At 46.5% G+C, this 14,488-nt stretch carries 14 protein-coding genes; 6 read left to right on the top strand and 8 right to left on the bottom strand.

Translation table 11 applies throughout. From position 1 onward, the window contains the following. The 4 genes from E5987_RS07495 to E5987_RS07480 form a co-directional block, all read right to left on the bottom strand. Positions 1-1,144, bottom strand: a 1,144-nt coding sequence (locus tag E5987_RS07495) for an LPD3 domain-containing protein (protein ID WP_160335483.1), incomplete at its 3' end; no start/stop codon positions are given. Then, a complete protein-coding gene (locus E5987_RS07490) occupies positions 1,141-4,536 on the bottom strand; it encodes an LPD1 domain-containing protein (protein WP_160335482.1) in 3,396 nt (1,131 codons plus the stop codon). The genes E5987_RS07495 and E5987_RS07490, both read right to left, overlap by 4 nt. A 2-nt stretch (positions 4,537-4,538) precedes the next feature. Continuing rightward, positions 4,539-5,054 carry a hypothetical protein gene (locus E5987_RS07485; protein ID WP_160335481.1) on the bottom strand — a complete coding sequence of 172 codons (516 nt, stop codon included), beginning with the start codon at positions 5,052-5,054 and terminating at the stop codon, positions 4,539-4,541. 1 nt (position 5,055) lies between these two features. Continuing rightward, positions 5,056-7,752: a hypothetical protein gene (locus tag E5987_RS07480; protein WP_160335480.1), complete on the bottom strand. Its 2,697-nt coding sequence runs from the start codon at positions 7,750-7,752 to the stop codon at positions 5,056-5,058. Between the two features lie 95 nt (positions 7,753-7,847). Between E5987_RS07480 and E5987_RS07475 the strand changes: the two genes are divergently transcribed. Beyond that, on the top strand, positions 7,848-8,162 hold the full coding sequence (locus E5987_RS07475) for a transcriptional regulator (RefSeq protein ID WP_160335479.1): 315 nt from the start codon (positions 7,848-7,850) through the stop codon (positions 8,160-8,162). Then, complete coding sequence (locus E5987_RS07470; protein WP_202074582.1) at positions 8,155-8,454, top strand: helix-turn-helix domain-containing protein; 300 nt, start codon at positions 8,155-8,157, stop codon at positions 8,452-8,454. The genes E5987_RS07475 and E5987_RS07470 overlap by 8 nt, the downstream gene beginning before the upstream one ends. A 4-nt stretch (positions 8,455-8,458) precedes the next feature. Here the strand turns inward: E5987_RS07470 and virB10 are convergent, their stop codons facing one another. From virB10 to E5987_RS07455, 3 genes are read right to left on the bottom strand one after another with little or no spacing between them, the layout of a single operon-like run. Then, a complete protein-coding gene (gene virB10 / locus E5987_RS07465; protein ID WP_160335478.1) occupies positions 8,459-9,643 on the bottom strand; it encodes a type IV secretion system protein VirB10 in 1,185 nt (394 codons plus the stop codon). Next, positions 9,644-10,489, bottom strand: a complete 846-nt coding sequence (locus tag E5987_RS07460) for a TrbG/VirB9 family P-type conjugative transfer protein (protein ID WP_237178763.1) — start codon at positions 10,487-10,489, stop codon at positions 9,644-9,646. It abuts the gene before it with no gap. Beyond that, positions 10,486-11,217 (bottom strand): VirB8 family type IV secretion system protein, encoded by a 732-nt coding sequence (locus E5987_RS07455; RefSeq protein ID WP_160335477.1) that lies wholly within the window; start codon positions 11,215-11,217, stop codon positions 10,486-10,488. The genes E5987_RS07460 and E5987_RS07455 overlap by 4 nt, the downstream gene beginning before the upstream one ends. A 66-nt stretch (positions 11,218-11,283) precedes the next feature. Between E5987_RS07455 and E5987_RS07450 the strand changes: the two genes are divergently transcribed. The 4 genes from E5987_RS07450 to E5987_RS07435 all read left to right on the top strand — a co-directional run bounded on the left by E5987_RS07450 (position 11,284) and on the right by E5987_RS07435 (position 12,833). Beyond that, positions 11,284-11,556: an AbrB/MazE/SpoVT family DNA-binding domain-containing protein gene (locus E5987_RS07450; RefSeq protein WP_160335476.1), complete on the top strand. Its 273-nt coding sequence runs from the start codon at positions 11,284-11,286 to the stop codon at positions 11,554-11,556. Further along, the gene (locus E5987_RS07445; protein WP_160335475.1) at positions 11,553-11,906 is read left to right on the top strand and encodes a type II toxin-antitoxin system PemK/MazF family toxin; all 354 of its coding nucleotides are present in this window, start codon (positions 11,553-11,555) and stop codon (positions 11,904-11,906) included. Before E5987_RS07450 ends, E5987_RS07445 begins: the two co-directional genes overlap by 4 nt. A gap of 266 nt (positions 11,907-12,172) precedes the next feature. Continuing rightward, positions 12,173-12,556 (top strand): type II toxin-antitoxin system RelE/ParE family toxin, encoded by a 384-nt coding sequence (locus E5987_RS07440; protein ID WP_160335474.1) that lies wholly within the window; start codon positions 12,173-12,175, stop codon positions 12,554-12,556. Continuing rightward, on the top strand, positions 12,543-12,833 hold the full coding sequence (locus E5987_RS07435) for a helix-turn-helix domain-containing protein (RefSeq protein WP_160335473.1): 291 nt from the start codon (positions 12,543-12,545) through the stop codon (positions 12,831-12,833). The genes E5987_RS07440 and E5987_RS07435 overlap by 14 nt, the downstream gene beginning before the upstream one ends. A gap of 75 nt (positions 12,834-12,908) precedes the next feature. On the opposite strand, the gene E5987_RS07430 is transcribed toward E5987_RS07435, so the two are convergent. Continuing rightward, positions 12,909-14,483 carry a TrbL/VirB6 family protein gene (locus E5987_RS07430; protein WP_160335472.1) on the bottom strand — a complete coding sequence of 525 codons (1,575 nt, stop codon included), beginning with the start codon at positions 14,481-14,483 and terminating at the stop codon, positions 12,909-12,911. Between the last annotated feature and the right edge of the window lie 5 nt (positions 14,484-14,488).

Raw genomic sequence — 14,488 nt, 5'->3', positions numbered from 1 at the left:
CCTGAGGCAGGGGTTTCCCGGCTTGTTCCAACTCGGAGAATCTTTTGTAAAGCGATCGGATTTCGGCATCCGCGTCGGAGATCTTTGAATATTTTTTTGACAAAGCTTGTATATGAAGCCGTAATATTTTCTGTCCGTTTTCGCTCAAACAGGACTGAAAATTACCTTTGTCAACCGCCTGACTTGCTTCTTCAAAAACACTACGAGCAACTGGGTTTAGCTTTGGGTAGGATGCTTTGTTGGAAATGATTTTTTCCAAGCTCTTTTTGTCTGTTGTAAGGCCCTTCGTACTGATCCAAAAATCATCCGCAGAAATTTCAAAATTTAAGAATAGGAGCTGTCTATTTCTCTCGGAAAGAGAAAACTTATTCTTCTCCAATAAATGCCCATACTCATGTATGAAAGAGCGGAAGAGAAAACGATTTACATACAGCTGTCTAACATCACTTTGGTAAACACCATCCGGCTGGAACTCTTCCGAAGGAATCTTGTCAAAAAAATTTCTTCCGTCTGCTCTCTGATATCCCTGTAGTAGGTTCCCTAGGGATACTGAAGATGTTTCTTCATTTAAAATGTCTTTATAGCGTTCGTTGGTTGGTTGACCGGTTTTTTGCAAAGTGCTTTTCGAAGCCACCTCTTGGACCGGGGGTTCCCAAACGGACGCTTTTTCATATTCCTTGATGTTGATGCCATCTATAGAATGGATCATTTTCCTTTCGTGTTCTTTCTCAATGTAGTCACGAACAGTGAGCTCAACCCGATACAAAGTGTTTTCCACTCTAGTCGGAACAGCAAAAATATGAATCGCTTGAACTTTTTCATTTTCATGCAGTACATCAGCGTGAGATTCAATTAAAACTGCTGAGGATGCGATTACCTGTGCACTTTTAAATATTGCCTTTACAACAGGAGAGGAAATATCTTTCCGAAATAAAGTTTTCTTTGCATCGCTTCTTGATGCTTGAAGAAGAAATCCAGTGTCTTTGTTTATGACCCCAATAGAGAGGCATGAACTTAATCTGTCGATTACCTCCTTTTTTGACTTTATGTGACACTCAGGCTCAATCGAAAGTACAGGAATCTGTTCATTAGGATCAGCTTTTTGCGTGCCAAATACCCAATCCTTTTCACCGATAATTGTCATCTTTCATGCTCCTTGTTCTTTGAAAGTTTCGGTGCCTGAGGCAGGGGTTTCCCGGCTTGTTCCAACTCGGAGAATCTTTTGTAAAGCGATCGGATTTCGGCATCCGCGTCGGAAATCTTTGAATATTTCGTGCTCAGAGTTTTCACGTGCTCTGCCAGAACTTCCTTGCCTTTTTTGCTTAATTCGTACTGTTTCGGCAGTTTTGCGAGTTCCTTTACGTTGGCCTTCGCAATAGTGGCAATGTCAAGCGAAGTGAGTTTGCTCGAATCACGAACACCGTGTTTGACCAGCCAGACATTGACGGTTGATTTGAACTCATTGAAAAGGCGAATTACTGCTGGAGCTGTTGAATGTTGTTTTGCGGCCTCTTCAACCAGGTAGCCGCAAACTTCTTCTTTGTAGTCAACGTGGTGAGGAGAAATTTTGCTCTCCTGAAGCCGCTCGCTCACTCGCTTCATGAGCGGCTCACCCTTCTTGAGACCGGCTTCATATAGGCTCACTGCCGTTTTGATCAGGTTTTGTGTTTGATCGCGCAACTCTGAATCATTTGCCATGTGAACGCCGATTTCATGCAGCATTACCGCGCAGGCGCTTTCCCGGGTCAGATTGTCTGCAATCAAATATGTTTTGTGGTTAACCGGATCATGGAATCCAAGGACATGATGATCCTGAGGCAATGAAATCGATGACATGCCGCACTTGGCTTTTTGTTCAACCATTGCAGCAGAAAGCGCTTCTTTTTCTGTCTGCGCCAGGTAAAAGCGATCGCTGTCAACGAGACTGATAAGTCCTTCTTTCCCGAACGCCTCAACTAGTGCATCGCGAATGTCACTTTTCTTCGTGAAAATCGGTTCGGACTTCGATTTTGAGTAGAGGGCAATGCCTTTTTCGGTTTCCCGTGTTTTCAGTACTTTAAAAAGGCGCTCAAATTTGGAGGCGACTGTTTGAACGTCCTTTCCGTCCAGATACGGATAAAAACCGGCGTTTCCAAACGTTTTCTCAGAAAATGTATCGTTCGTGAGGAAGTCGTTTCTGACGTTCATCTCTTTGCTTCTTACCGACACAAAGGCCTCGAAGCTTCTGGCAGCTTCTTCGATCTTGGAGTGCCAGTAGTCATTTTTCCTAAGCATTCGTCGGTGCATATCTGAGTTTCTGATGCTGTTGATCGTATCGGCCCATGCGTCATGCAGCACTTCTCTGACAACTCCGTTGTCTCCGCGTTCTCTAAGGATCAAGTCACTGTTTCGCAGCGACACCGGAATAACTCTTTCGGGCCAATTTGAGCGTTCTTTGCGCTTGAATTCAAAATCGACGCTTGATCTTTCGCCGCAATTCAATTGCTCAAGCTCTCTGCGGATTTTCGCATCGGTTTTAAGCATGAACTCAATTTCTGTAGCGGCGCTCTGAGGAGCGTCAGCAGCAAACACCTTGGCTGCTTTTTCTGTGATTCTTTTCTTTGCGGTTTCGGACAGGAAATAGTCGATCCTGGAATCGGCCAAATCACTCATGAAGGATTTTTGCTGTAATTTGGTTTCGTAGTTTGTTCGTGCGATGTAGTGGTCCAGTGCATGGAACCATTCATGAGCCAAGCTTGAGTAACCCTTGGTTTTAGTGAGGTTAATGATTCGATTTTCCGGCTCATAGTGCGCTGATGCACTGCCAAAGCCTCTTGAACCGAAGCACAGTCCCAACTCTCCGTCCAGGGCAACCGCTTTGGGAGGAATGCTCAAAATCTTGGAGAGATCATAAAGTGCATCATATGCATTGTTGAGCATCCATTGGCGCTCTCTGCCGTTTTTTCCTTGTTTCACCCAGTTGCCGAATTCGACGCCTCTGAAACCGAAGGTGTTCATGAACATGTCGGGCGTTGCATCTTTGCCGTTTCGCCAATCTGGACCGATTCTCTCGCGAATGGGAGAACCGTTTCTCCAATCTTTTTCAGTTTTCGAGTATTCAGTTCTTAATTCTCGGTATTTGCTTTCGAGCTCAACCCTGTGGTTCTTGCAATAAGACCAGAAAGCCTCGTCCGATTCAAAAGAAATCTGCTCTGTAAGCTGAAGTTCAATGGAGCCTTGCTTGCCGTAGATTTCATAGGTGTTTGTATCGCGTCTGCCGCGTCCGAACAATTGAATCGGAAGTTCCGGTTTGGATTTTGGTTTTCCCTGTGAGGCTTTGTCGGCAGTTTTCTCCCAATCCGCAAAAGTAACGCTGAGCTGCTTTTCGATATTTTTTTCAAATTCCTCCGCAGTATTGCCAACAGCAACAGCGTAATAATCAAGAACCACTCCTTTGTGAGTCTTTAGACTCAGAAGATTGTCCTCTGGATTCGTGGCTCCGGGAAGGATGCACTGAAATTTGAAGGAATTAATGTCGGTTCCGTCTGATAAATTCAGACGGTTCCATTTGCAAACATCTTTGGCATCGTTGAGATGACTCGAATTAAAGAACCTCCAGTATTTCGGATTGATGTGTGAAAACGTTTCATATTTGTCACGTGCGTTGTAGAAGCTGTCGAAGGCCTCAGTTTCAGCTTCCGGTGCAAGCTTTCCGGTGACGACCTGCCGATGCAGATTGATGGCGGCTGCCGCCGTCTTCAGATAGCTTCGATACGGGTATGACCCCTTCTTAGGCCGTCTTTCGCCCAGAGATTCACGAACCAACCAGAGACAGGCTGCAGCTTTGGGATTTTTCTTGTGCAGCTCAATGATCGATTCTTTTGGCCAAACTTTTTCAAGTGAGTTCGATGCAAGCCGCTTTTCCAAATCGCCTGCCGGGTCATATGGCAGCTCTTGATCCGCACTTTTGCCTGCGCCTCTGCCTTTGCGCGTGTTGTTTAAATCCTCTCCGAAATCTTCTAGCTTTAGAGAACCGTCTTTATTGTGTTTGAGGGTGTCTCTGTGATTAAAAAACGCAGTGTCAGCTTCGTATGACAGATTGAAAAGTTTGCTTGCGTAATCGTTTGGCAAAGAAAGTTCTGATGTAGGGAGCTTCACAAATCCTACAAAATGAACAATCTCGCTAAGCATGCTCAAACGGGCAGCCTGCTCAAGAAGTCGTTCTCCTTCTCCGTCCAAAGACTTACCATTTTGGTAAGTTTTCCGCTTTGCTTCGTATAGCTGTTCAGGTTGTCTTAGAGAGTTCCCATTTTCTGTTTCCAACTGCTTAAGCAGCCCGGGAATTTCAAATGCTTTTAGAATTTTTTCACCGTCGATCTCTTTAACCGCAGGAGCGTTTTGCTTGACCCATTGATAAATCGGATGTGTGCTGAAATCGTCGTTGATGCGTTGGTTGTTTTCTTCATGAATTTTTTCGGTCTTCGCAGTATCTTCAGTGCGTTGAACTTCAGAAGCAAAGAAGAAGTCGAAACCTAGCTGTTCAGCAATGAGTGACATTTTCACCTCTCTCGGTTGATTTCTTTTGCCGGTGCTTCTTTTTCCGAGGCTTTCAATTGAATTCCACGGCGACTGGCATCAACAAACACGTCAGCAAGTTTTGATCGGAACGACTCAACGAGCTTCGGATGCTCCTTGAATTCCTTCTGATTGACATGCGCCTGGAAAACCTTTTCAAACGTTTCTCGGTTTTCTGCACTCATGCCGGAAATTTTTTCTTGAGTTGCGCGTCTTTGCTCTTCCTCTTTGACAGCCTCTTTGTTGATAAAAACTGCCGGAACAACTTCGCCCTGCATACCGGAAATGCTGCATCTTCCGAAATCAGGTGATTCGAGTCTGTTCTCGTCAAAACTAACGAATTCGTATTTTTCAAGGAACTGATCAATTTTCTGGACTTCGGCTTCGGAAACACTGTCGCCGAGGCTGTCCGGCCCATAGACTATGTAAGGAATGTATTGGGGAGAGATGGAGCTATCAAAGCTGAATTTTTCAAGCTGTTCCGAGTATTCGATCGTCATTTTATTTCTCCTTTTCTCTTGCCGGCTGCTTCATCTGAACCACTGTGGCGTTGCGGCTTGGAGCATCAATCGCAAAGCGATTGAGACAAACCACCTGACCGTTGGCCTGAGCCTGTTCAAACAACTGATGAAGGTTGGTTTTCAGGCTTGAAAGCAGTTTGGGGTTGTTTTGAAACTCGCTCTTTTCGGCATAGCTTTTGACAAGAACGTCAAATGCCTGCTGATTGGCTCTGTTGAGGCCGCCTGACGTGTCTTTTTCTTCGGCTAGAAGCTCTTGCTCATTGAAATGTTCTTTGGCAGGTTCAAAAATTCGGTTGACCGCGATTTCCCTCAGAGTTGTTTCGCCTCTGTGGAAATCTAATTGGATGCAATCTCCTTGGTCGGCTTTTTCACTCAACTCTTTTGCGACCTCTTTAACCTCCTGCTCGAAGAATTTTTCGACGTTTGGATTTGAAAAATCCTCCTCACGCAGAAGCTTTTCACTGATGAACCGATCCTTAACCAGATCGGAGATTTCTCTATCCATTGCCAGGTGTTCAACCTCGGTGCCAACGAGATTAGAACAGTCAATGTCCACGGAAAATTTGTTGTCACCATGACGAGTGAAATCAACAACCGGCGAGTATTCCTGATCGTAGGGATCAATACGGATTCTCAGATCGGCGCAGCGAATCTCGGCATTAAGAAGAAAAAGCGGAACGATATCGAGCTGCTTTTTTGCAAATTCCGGTGAATATTTTTTTTCAAAATGGTCATACAGCTGAAATTCCGCATTCTGAGTCATGAGCTCAAACGTTTCAGCGGGCTTTTTGAGGTTAATGCTGTTGTAGTCTCTCGGCAAAACAAATTGCTCAGGAATAACCTGTTGAACAACTTTCAGGTCTTCAGCATCCAGGCCTTCCGTACTCAGAGGTTTGTTGTTAACAACCCGAATCTCCTCAGTACCCCAACGTTGAATGTCGTCAATGAATTTTTTTTGATTCGACAGAATGTACTCTGTTTCATTTCGGCAAAGTTCTTTTATTTTCTGTGCGCAGTTGCGCAGATAAGTGTGTTCCACGCACTCTGTTAAAGTCTCTGCTTTCGGAGGAAGGATCAGTTCAATTGGATTAGTGAAATCAGTCCTCAGCTGTCGGTTGAGATTGTCGGCCTCACACGTAAGGATTCGCTTTAAGGGCTCTGCATCAAACTGTGAGCATGCAGGCTCCATACTCCGAAATTTCTCTGCAAGGCGCGGCAGATTTTTACTTGAAAATAAAGCCTCAATCTTTTGACATTCATTTGGTAAATAACAAATTTCCTTCACCTGGAAAACAAAACCGCCTTTTTCTTTGTCAAAACGAGCTTGATTGATTGATAACGTTTCGTTGCCCAAGTAGAACGGATTGTGTCCTTCCGGACGCAAACCGTTCTGTTCCTTTTGGGCGACAACCAGCTTCATGTTCCCCAGATGCGCTGTGATTTGGTAGTCCTTAATCAGTTTTTCAATATCAACGGCTTGTTTTTCGCCATTTTTTGTCGCAGTCTGAGTGATGGAGGCGTTGATTTTGTCAATCGCATTATGAGTGGAGGAAACAAGCTTTGCCCCGTCCTCAATCGACGCCTGCCCGAAGGCGTTTTTGATAGCTGCCTGTGTCCGGGACGAAAACTCTTTTAAAAAGTCGGCATTCAGATCAAAGTGAAGAGAAAAATATCCGATGGGCACGTCATTTTCATTCATTGCCGGCTCGGCAGCCGGAGCGGCTTTCAAACCAATGTCAAAGATATCCTTCGGGATTTCCTTTCCGTTGGCCTGTGCCTGTTCAAAAAGCAGATGAAGATGCGTTTTTAAACTTGAAAGAAGTTTCGGATTCTGACGGAACTCATCCTGCTCGGCATACCTGCTGATGAGTTCCTCGTAAGAATTCTGATTGATTTCATTCAATTTGTTTTCGGTTTTTTCTGACATAAGTTCATTTTTGTGTTTGCTGAAGAACTCTCTGGCAGGTTCAAAAATTCGATTGGAAACGGCCTCCGAGAGTGAAAATTCGTTGTTGTGCAGTTTCAGACTGAACTCCGGCTGAGCTGCTCTCTCTAAGTGCTCTCTGATGGGCGCTTTCACATGCTCCTGCCAAAATGCTTTGATCTTTTCGTTTGAAAAATCGTCGAAATCCAACAGATTTCTCACTAAAAATCCGTCTCGGACTCGCTCTTCCAGGTCTCTCCAATTCATCAGTTCGTCTCGATCCTGATCATGCAGTTTCTGTGTATTCAGAGTGAGCGCAAATTCGTTCCCGATCTTCTCAAAGGACTTGACAGGAGACTCCTTTGCATTGAGAGGAAAGCGGACACGCAAGTCGGCACATTTGACGAAGGCGTTTGCACCGAAATCAGGAATCTCGCTGAGCTTCTCGGAAATCTCATCTTCACTGACCGATTTGCCTTTGAGGAAATCTTCAAATCGAAGTTCCGCGGCCTGGGTCATTTTTTCAAGTGCCTCGGCAGCAGCTCTTGCGTCAAACTGCTGCGGAAGGACGAATTCGGAGGGAACGATTTCATCCAGCGCGTTCTGCTCTTCTTCTGTCAAGGAGCTTGCCCAGGCGTTGTAGTAGTTGTCCTCAACCACAAACACCGGCCCAATGGTAGTGTTCAAAGAAATTTCATCCTGTCTGGACAGAATGTCATCTGAAAATTTGATGAATTCGTCTTTTTCCGTCATTGTTTGTTTACTCCTATGGGCTTTGCTGAGTCGATAACGCTATTGACAACGTTCGTAAAAGAGGAATATGCTTCTACTACATTGTGGGAGTTGTTATGCTTTATACGGTCTGTGAAACACCTATTTTTTGCCAGCGGGCAAAGGATGTTTGGACAGATGCTGAACGCGAACAGTTCATTGTTTGGATTGCTTCCAATCCGTTGAGCGGAGATGTCATACCGGGCACCGGAGGCCTCAGAAAAGTTCGCTGGAATGCCAAAGGACACGGAAGGCGAGGTGGCGCCAGAGTTATTTATTACAACGTGCTTGAAGACGGCGAAATTTACCTGCTTATGGTTTACTCGAAGAGTAAATTTGATGATCTTCCGCCAGCTCTCTATAAATCCTTGATGGAGGTTATTAATGAGTGAAATGAAATATTCTTCAGATATTGAAGTTAACCGGTTCGCTGAAGACCTTCTCTTATCCGTTAAACAGATGAAGGCTCGGAAGGCTGAAAGAAGAACTTTTGTAATTCCCGTTGTTGAAACTCGCAATAAGACCGGTTTGACACAGGAAAAATTTGCACAGTTGTTGGGAGTTTCCGTCAAAACACTGGCGGCGTGGGAGCAAGGAGTGCGGACTCCTTCAGGCGCCGCAAGAACGTTGCTGAAGATTGCCGAAAAGTACCCGAAAATTGTGAAGGAAGCAGCATCAGCGTAGCAAGTCATGGCTGTTCTCCGTTCTTTATAGGATTCAGTCGATACACCGTGGAGAAATCGACATCACGCGCGACAAAAATTCCCACGCGCTCGCCTTGATTCTTTGTCAGCGTCGGCGGAATGTTTCCGCTCTGGCGCATCGCCTCACGGATTATTTCTTTCATGCCGTCTTCCGAATTTTGGTAGTAATTCACGCCGCCGTTGTTCTCGCTTTGTTTGGTCATGCCAAACTCAAACGCGTCCTGAACCAATGTGAAAAGGAGGGCATTGCCAAAACGAGCCCACCAGTGGAAATCTATGTCTCCGGCCATGCCGGCTCCTCCGAGCGAATCGGTTGCCGGACTGTCCAAATTGATTCGCACGCCTTTAGGCGTTTGAATCTGGGTCCAAAGCACGAAAATTCGATTGAGGCCGTTTTCAACTGCCCCTTTGTATTCGCCGATTGCTTTAGAACCTCTTTCCAGAAGCAGCACTTTTCCGTTTGCTGAATAAATGTCTCTGGGCAAAACGCAGCTCGTCATCCCGGGAACTGTTGTATCCAGCTTCGTTTCCAAGATGCAGTCAATGAATGTGCCTTTGGCCAGAAGAAGATTTCTATCTGGCATCATGGCCGCACGGGTTGCAGGCGTCGAGACGGATGAAAGCAGGTTGCCGAGCTTTCCTCCGCCCCCTTGACCTGAGTTGTAGCCTTCCTCTCGGAAGCTCGCAGCAAGACCCTTGGTTTCGGTATCGCTCGCAATCGAGCTGGCTTGACCCATCATCGGAGCCATGTTCCGCTTTTCTTCCAAAGTCGGTTCCTTTTTCTCTTCTTTCATCGCTATCGCCCGATCCGGAACGCTCAGCGGAACGATTTGAGGCTCTGGCTGCTGAAGCTGAACCGGCTGCGGTTCAGACTCCTTAATGACGGGCTTAGGCTCCTCAATCGGCTGAATTTCCGAGAGAGGAAGCAGCGTCAAAGATTTTGACGAAAAACCTCGTTCAACCTGCGGTTTGTCATCCGGCTTTGAGTTGGTTTTGTTTTTTTGGTAAAACCCAAAACCAATAACGATTAAAAGAACCAGAATCAGAAGCAGTGCAGAGAAAGTTCCGACTCTAGAGTTGTTTTGCTTTCGAGCTGCGACGCTTGGAATCCCAAGACTCTCTGTCTTCTCGGCTTCGGTTCCATTCGGTTTGTTTGTCGTGTCTGTCATTTAATTCACCTGCTTTATCAGTTCTCGTTTGAGCCCGGGCAGTGAAACGCCGGAATCACTGCTTTGACCGCCGCCTGTGAAGGCCTCGTTGTAAATTCCGACGACGGCAAACCCGGCGCGCAGCCTGAGTTCTTTGTAAACGCCGTGAATAACGAGCCAATCTCCCTTTACGTGACTGTTCAGCAGCGTTTCCACGTTGTTTTCAGCCACCCTGTAGACCGCAGGAAAATCTGTCTGGCGATCAAATTTCAGATATGTAAAGAGTCCGTCGTCATAAACCTCAAGCGGTGCAATTTCACGGCTCAGTTCTGACGACCCAAAGTTTTCGGTGTAACTTCTGTTAATTGCCTTGCTTTCTGCTGCGGCTTCAGGAGTTGTTTTGTCATCCAGTAAGGAGTCGATGACTTTTTTGCGGGCTTCTTCCTGAGCTTTTGCAGCTTCTTCCGCCGGGTAGCTGAATGCAAGACTGTATGTGGCGGACGGGCGGTTGCCCACAAGCCTCACATCAAAAAAGTAGGTGTGCTTGTTGGTAACCACAACAAGGTTCGTTGTGCCGTTGAAAGCTTTTGGCTTTAGAAAGAAGTGGTTCTCTCTTGCCATGAACTCCCAAGCAGTGGAGTACCCAGAACCGTAGTCCAAGACCTTTTCACCGGGGGAAAAAATGATTGTGGTGATAACACCGTTTACCGCATTTACAGGATAGACTTGGCCTTCTTTGTATTCAGTGTGCTGGATTCGGCGGTCCAGGCTGCTGACCTGAGTTTTTTCAAGAGCAAGAGCGTCGCACTCAAAAAACGTGAGAAATGCGGCGGGAAGCATCAGAGAGAGGAGCATTTTTTTCATCATTGTGCACCTCCCATGATGGGATCAACACGCCAAGAAGTGACTGTGAATCCCAGCGGATTGATAAGGCGCTGCGACTCACTCATTTCAAAGGTGGGGTTGTACTCGTAGCCGATCGTTGCACGCCAAGAATTTTTTGCCTCTTCCTGATTTGTGTACGTGTCGAGAAGGCGCTTGGTGAATCGGACGGTGGCAATGCCGTTGCCATTGGGAACGACAGATTCAATTTCGCAGACGATTTTCTTTTTGTCCTTGAGCAGGTTTTGAATAGATTTTTTGTTGTCTACTCCGTATTGGTTGTCGTACGGCGAAAAAACCTCGGGTACGCTCATCAGACGAACTCTGGCGTGATCGTTTTCGAGTGTTCGATAGTCGTAGCTTTCTCGACTTAAGGTGTAGAGGTTCAGCCAGTACTTATCCATCATCTCGTCAACCGGAATGTTTTGAGGGTCGCGAATGTCAATGACTCGTGTTGTTCCGGTTGATTTATCGAGCTCAACAATGAATGGATAGCTTTCCTTTTTGAGCGCAATCACGATTGCAACAATGGACACCAAAACCAACACAAGAGTGAGGATTTTGGCGACGTTCCAACCAAGCCTGGCCTGCTTCTCCTTCAGAGCGAGGCGCTCGGCGGTCCAATCCAATGCTTCCGCATACTTGTAGTCCTGAGCGTTCTTTTCCTGAGGTTTAGCCTCAATCTTGGGACTTGATTTCTTTCTTAAAAACATATTTTTTCCTAATATTGATATAATTTTTGTTAACTTTTAAATAACTTTTTGAGTTAAGAGGTACTTATGGCAACACTCGCATTGCGAAAGGTTGGAGGTTCTGTTGTCCTCACACTCCCGAAAACGCTGCTGGATCTGCTGAATGCAAAAGCCGGGGACAACGTTGAATACACGTTTGATAATGGGAAGCTCGTCATTGACTCAAAGCCAAAGCGCAGAAAACTTCCGAAATATGACTTGAACCAGCTGCTTGAAGAACACAAGCAAATCATGCCCTTGCTTGAAGAAGAGTATGCGGCGTGGGATCGAATGAAACCCGTTGGGACTGAAATGTTATGAACAAAGTTCTTCAGCAAGGCGACATAATTCGCATAGGCTTTGATCCCTCGATGGGACAGGAACAGCAGGGTGTACGTCCTGCTTTCGTTGTCAGCGTTCGACAGGTTAATGCTCTTTCTAATCGAGTTATTGTTGCCGCCATTAGCAATGGGGCTGCGTTTAATCGTGAACATGGCCTCACGGTCCCACTCATTGGAACCGGACTTCAGACATCCGGAGTCATTATTTGTGATCAAATCCGAACGATGGATGTCAAAGCTAGAAGGGCTGCTTTTGTTGAATCCGCTCCTCAATACATCGTCGATGAAGTTCTTGGCAAACTTGCTCTCATCCTTGGAATAGACGAGTAGGTTCTTCATTGCCCTGACTCCTTATTTCCATCCTCGTAACCGAATCGGAAATTTGTCTTGGTTTGATGTCCTGCTCGTGCGGCGGCAACCTTCAGTCGGTTTTCCTCTGAACGCTGTTGAGCAAAGGCCTCAATTGAAACCTTTTGGCCGGTTGGCTGTGGCGGCTTCGGGGCGCCGCATCCGAGCAAAGAAACACAAAGGATTACAGGTAGAATCAATTTGAGCTTCGTGGTACATTCCAATATCGCATTTTTGATATAATTTTCATGGATAAAGTTAAAACTTCTCTTATTGAGGCAGAAAAAGGTTCGCAACTCTTTGAGATTGAGTTTGCTAACCAAAAAGCATTGGACGAGCTTGTGATGTTGCCTACAGCGATTCGCGCTAAATGTTTCTATCTTTTGGAACGAATGAAGGTGGATGGTCCGAATCTCGGTGAGCCCTTTACAAAAAAGATTGCTGGAACCGGCTCCCTGTTTGAAATTCGTGCTAAAGCCCTTGAGGGGATTGGCAGATGTATTTACTGCGTTTGCGTTCAGAAAAGGATTGTTATTTTGCATTCTTTCGTGAAGAAAACACAAAAGACGCCTGCGAAAAACCTCGAAATTGCGCTTAAAAGGTATAAGGAGTTTATCAATGACAATTATTAAATCTTTTAACCAGGTACTGTCTGAGCAGAGAAAAGACCCGGAGTTTGAAAAGGCATATAAAGAAGCTGATCGCGAATATATTTCTTTCAAGAATGTAGTGAAAGCCAGAGAGTGCGTTGGTTTAACACAAGGTGAAGTTGCCGTCTTGATGGGAACAACGCAATCAGCTGTTGCTCGGCTTGAACGCAATTTAGCTTCAGGGATTCTTCCGTCACATAATTCACTTACCCGATACGCAAAAGCCCTCGGTAAAAGAGTTGTGGTTAACTTTTTGTAATTTGGATTATTTAACATTTCCTTCTCCCTTTTGTTTTGAGTTCTTCAAAATTTCGTCGGCGGCCTTTTCATTGGCCTAAGCGCGGATTTCTTGCTGCTGTTCCACTTGCTCGGCTTCTGTTGGTACAGATTGGGAAGCAGATGTGCCGGATGCTGATTGAGGCACTTCAGCCTCCGGAGCCTTGTGTTCAGACGCGCTGAAATCGGACTTGTAGTCGAACTGTGAGTGATCAGTGCTGAAATTAGAATCTTTATCCATTGCACTCGAAACACCTGAAACTCCGGCGGCTCCTGCTGCGCCTACAGCCCCGGCAGCGCCGACTGCTCCACTGGCCCCTGTCGCTCCCACTTCCCCTGTTGGTCCTGTCGTACCCGGTGCGCCTGCCGCCCCGGACGCGCTTTGAGAACCGCTTGCTCCGGCTGAAGGAGCGGACGACTCTCCAAATGCACCGGGAACGCCGACCGATGCGGCGTTTCGTGCCGCTTGAGCTTCCTCTTGAGGTGTCTGCTGCTGAGAGGGCGGCGCTGTTGTTGCCCCGTTTGTTTCTCCATTTGCATGGTCAAAGCCGAAAAGACGAGCCGCAGAGCCCAATGAATAGCCCATAGCTGCGGAGGCAAAAGACCCGGTGTTCGTCAATCCTCCCGAGCCAAGAATGTTTCGTGCTTTCTCCCGCAGCTCGTCATTGTGAGTTGCCGCTCCATAGCCGAGAATCGCTCCGCCGGTAGCTGCCGCCATGGTTCTACCGACACTTGAGAACATGCCTGCAACGCTTGCGGCCTGAAGCGCAACACCGCCCGTAATGCCGGAGGCAAAGGACGGAATCGATTTGACAACCGTCGCAACCGCAAGAACGATGACGGAAAACGTCGCAAGTTTTAGCGATAGAGTGGAAAAATTCTTAGCAGCTTGAGCTTCTTCAGCCGCCAAAGTTAACTCATCAATATTGGTGGTAAAAATTCCATCCAATAAGCAAAGCATCCCGGCAATTGCAACCAGAGTGAAAACCCAACAAATGATTGCCCTGAGCCAGCCGTCGAACCAGCTGCGTGTTGCTGGGAACATCAGGGTGCAAATAAACAGCGGTCCAAAGGAGAGCCCCATCACAAGAAATATCTCGTACAGCATGAGATAACCGACCGCGAAAAACATGAAGTAGATCGACACAAAAAAGATGAGCACGAGCATCGCTAGCACAAACGCAATCAGCGCCATTGAGTCTCCAAAAACACCCCAGCTCAATTTGCTCCAGATGTTTTGGATCGCAGAGACTCCTTTCATGAATGACTCCCAAGTCATATCAACTATCGACCAACAGTTATTCAGGTCTGCGAAACCTGATGCGCTTGAAAGTGCACCGAGAAGCATGCCTTCAACGCCGTAGACCGCCGGAATGACATAGGTTGCGAAATTCCCTGCATTCAAGGCAAAAAACGCAATCAGCACGATCTTTGCGCATTGAGTTACCAAATCAGGAATTGCACCCTCAATTCGCCCCGTCATCAGCAGATACGCACGGATCATGAAATAGAGAAGAACGCCGGTGTAGACGACAATCGCAATTTCTGAGGCGATTTGCCCGGAGGCAGCCTCTGCAAAATTAGTCAGGCTGCTTCGGATGCCTTCACCAAAAGTCGCGAAAACCCCGCTCATATTTG

Origin of the sequence: Parasutterella muris (assembly GCF_009767915.1) — a bacterium.
Lineage (GTDB): Bacteria > Pseudomonadota > Gammaproteobacteria > Burkholderiales > Burkholderiaceae_F > Parasutterella > Parasutterella muris.
The sequence above is the reverse complement of the archived record's forward strand: the minus strand, read 5'-3'. Positions and strand labels throughout refer to the sequence as shown.

Bases quoted from the DNA above. Each gene is read 5' to 3' on its own strand.
- E5987_RS07490 (WP_160335482.1), bottom strand. From the start codon at position 4,536: ATGTCACTCATTGCTGAACAGCTAGGTTTCGACTTCTTCTTTGCTTCT.
- E5987_RS07435 (WP_160335473.1), top strand. From the start codon at position 12,543: ATGACAATTATTAAATCTTTTAACCAGGTACTGTCTGAGCAGAGAAAA.
- E5987_RS07475 (WP_160335479.1), top strand. From the start codon at position 7,848: ATGCTTTATACGGTCTGTGAAACACCTATTTTTTGCCAGCGGGCAAAG.
- E5987_RS07455 (WP_160335477.1), bottom strand. From the start codon at position 11,217: ATGTTTTTAAGAAAGAAATCAAGTCCCAAGATTGAGGCTAAACCTCAG.
- E5987_RS07445 (WP_160335475.1), top strand. From the start codon at position 11,553: ATGAACAAAGTTCTTCAGCAAGGCGACATAATTCGCATAGGCTTTGAT.
- E5987_RS07460 (WP_237178763.1), bottom strand. From the start codon at position 10,489: ATGATGAAAAAAATGCTCCTCTCTCTGATGCTTCCCGCCGCATTTCTC.
- virB10 (WP_160335478.1), bottom strand. From the start codon at position 9,643: ATGACAGACACGACAAACAAACCGAATGGAACCGAAGCCGAGAAGACA.
- E5987_RS07440 (WP_160335474.1), top strand. From the start codon at position 12,173: ATGGATAAAGTTAAAACTTCTCTTATTGAGGCAGAAAAAGGTTCGCAA.
- E5987_RS07430 (WP_160335472.1), bottom strand. From the start codon at position 14,483: ATGAGCGGGGTTTTCGCGACTTTTGGTGAAGGCATCCGAAGCAGCCTG.
- E5987_RS07470 (WP_202074582.1), top strand. From the start codon at position 8,155: ATGAGTGAAATGAAATATTCTTCAGATATTGAAGTTAACCGGTTCGCT.
- E5987_RS07480 (WP_160335480.1), bottom strand. From the start codon at position 7,752: ATGACGGAAAAAGACGAATTCATCAAATTTTCAGATGACATTCTGTCC.
- E5987_RS07485 (WP_160335481.1), bottom strand. From the start codon at position 5,054: ATGACGATCGAATACTCGGAACAGCTTGAAAAATTCAGCTTTGATAGC.
- E5987_RS07450 (WP_160335476.1), top strand. From the start codon at position 11,284: ATGGCAACACTCGCATTGCGAAAGGTTGGAGGTTCTGTTGTCCTCACA.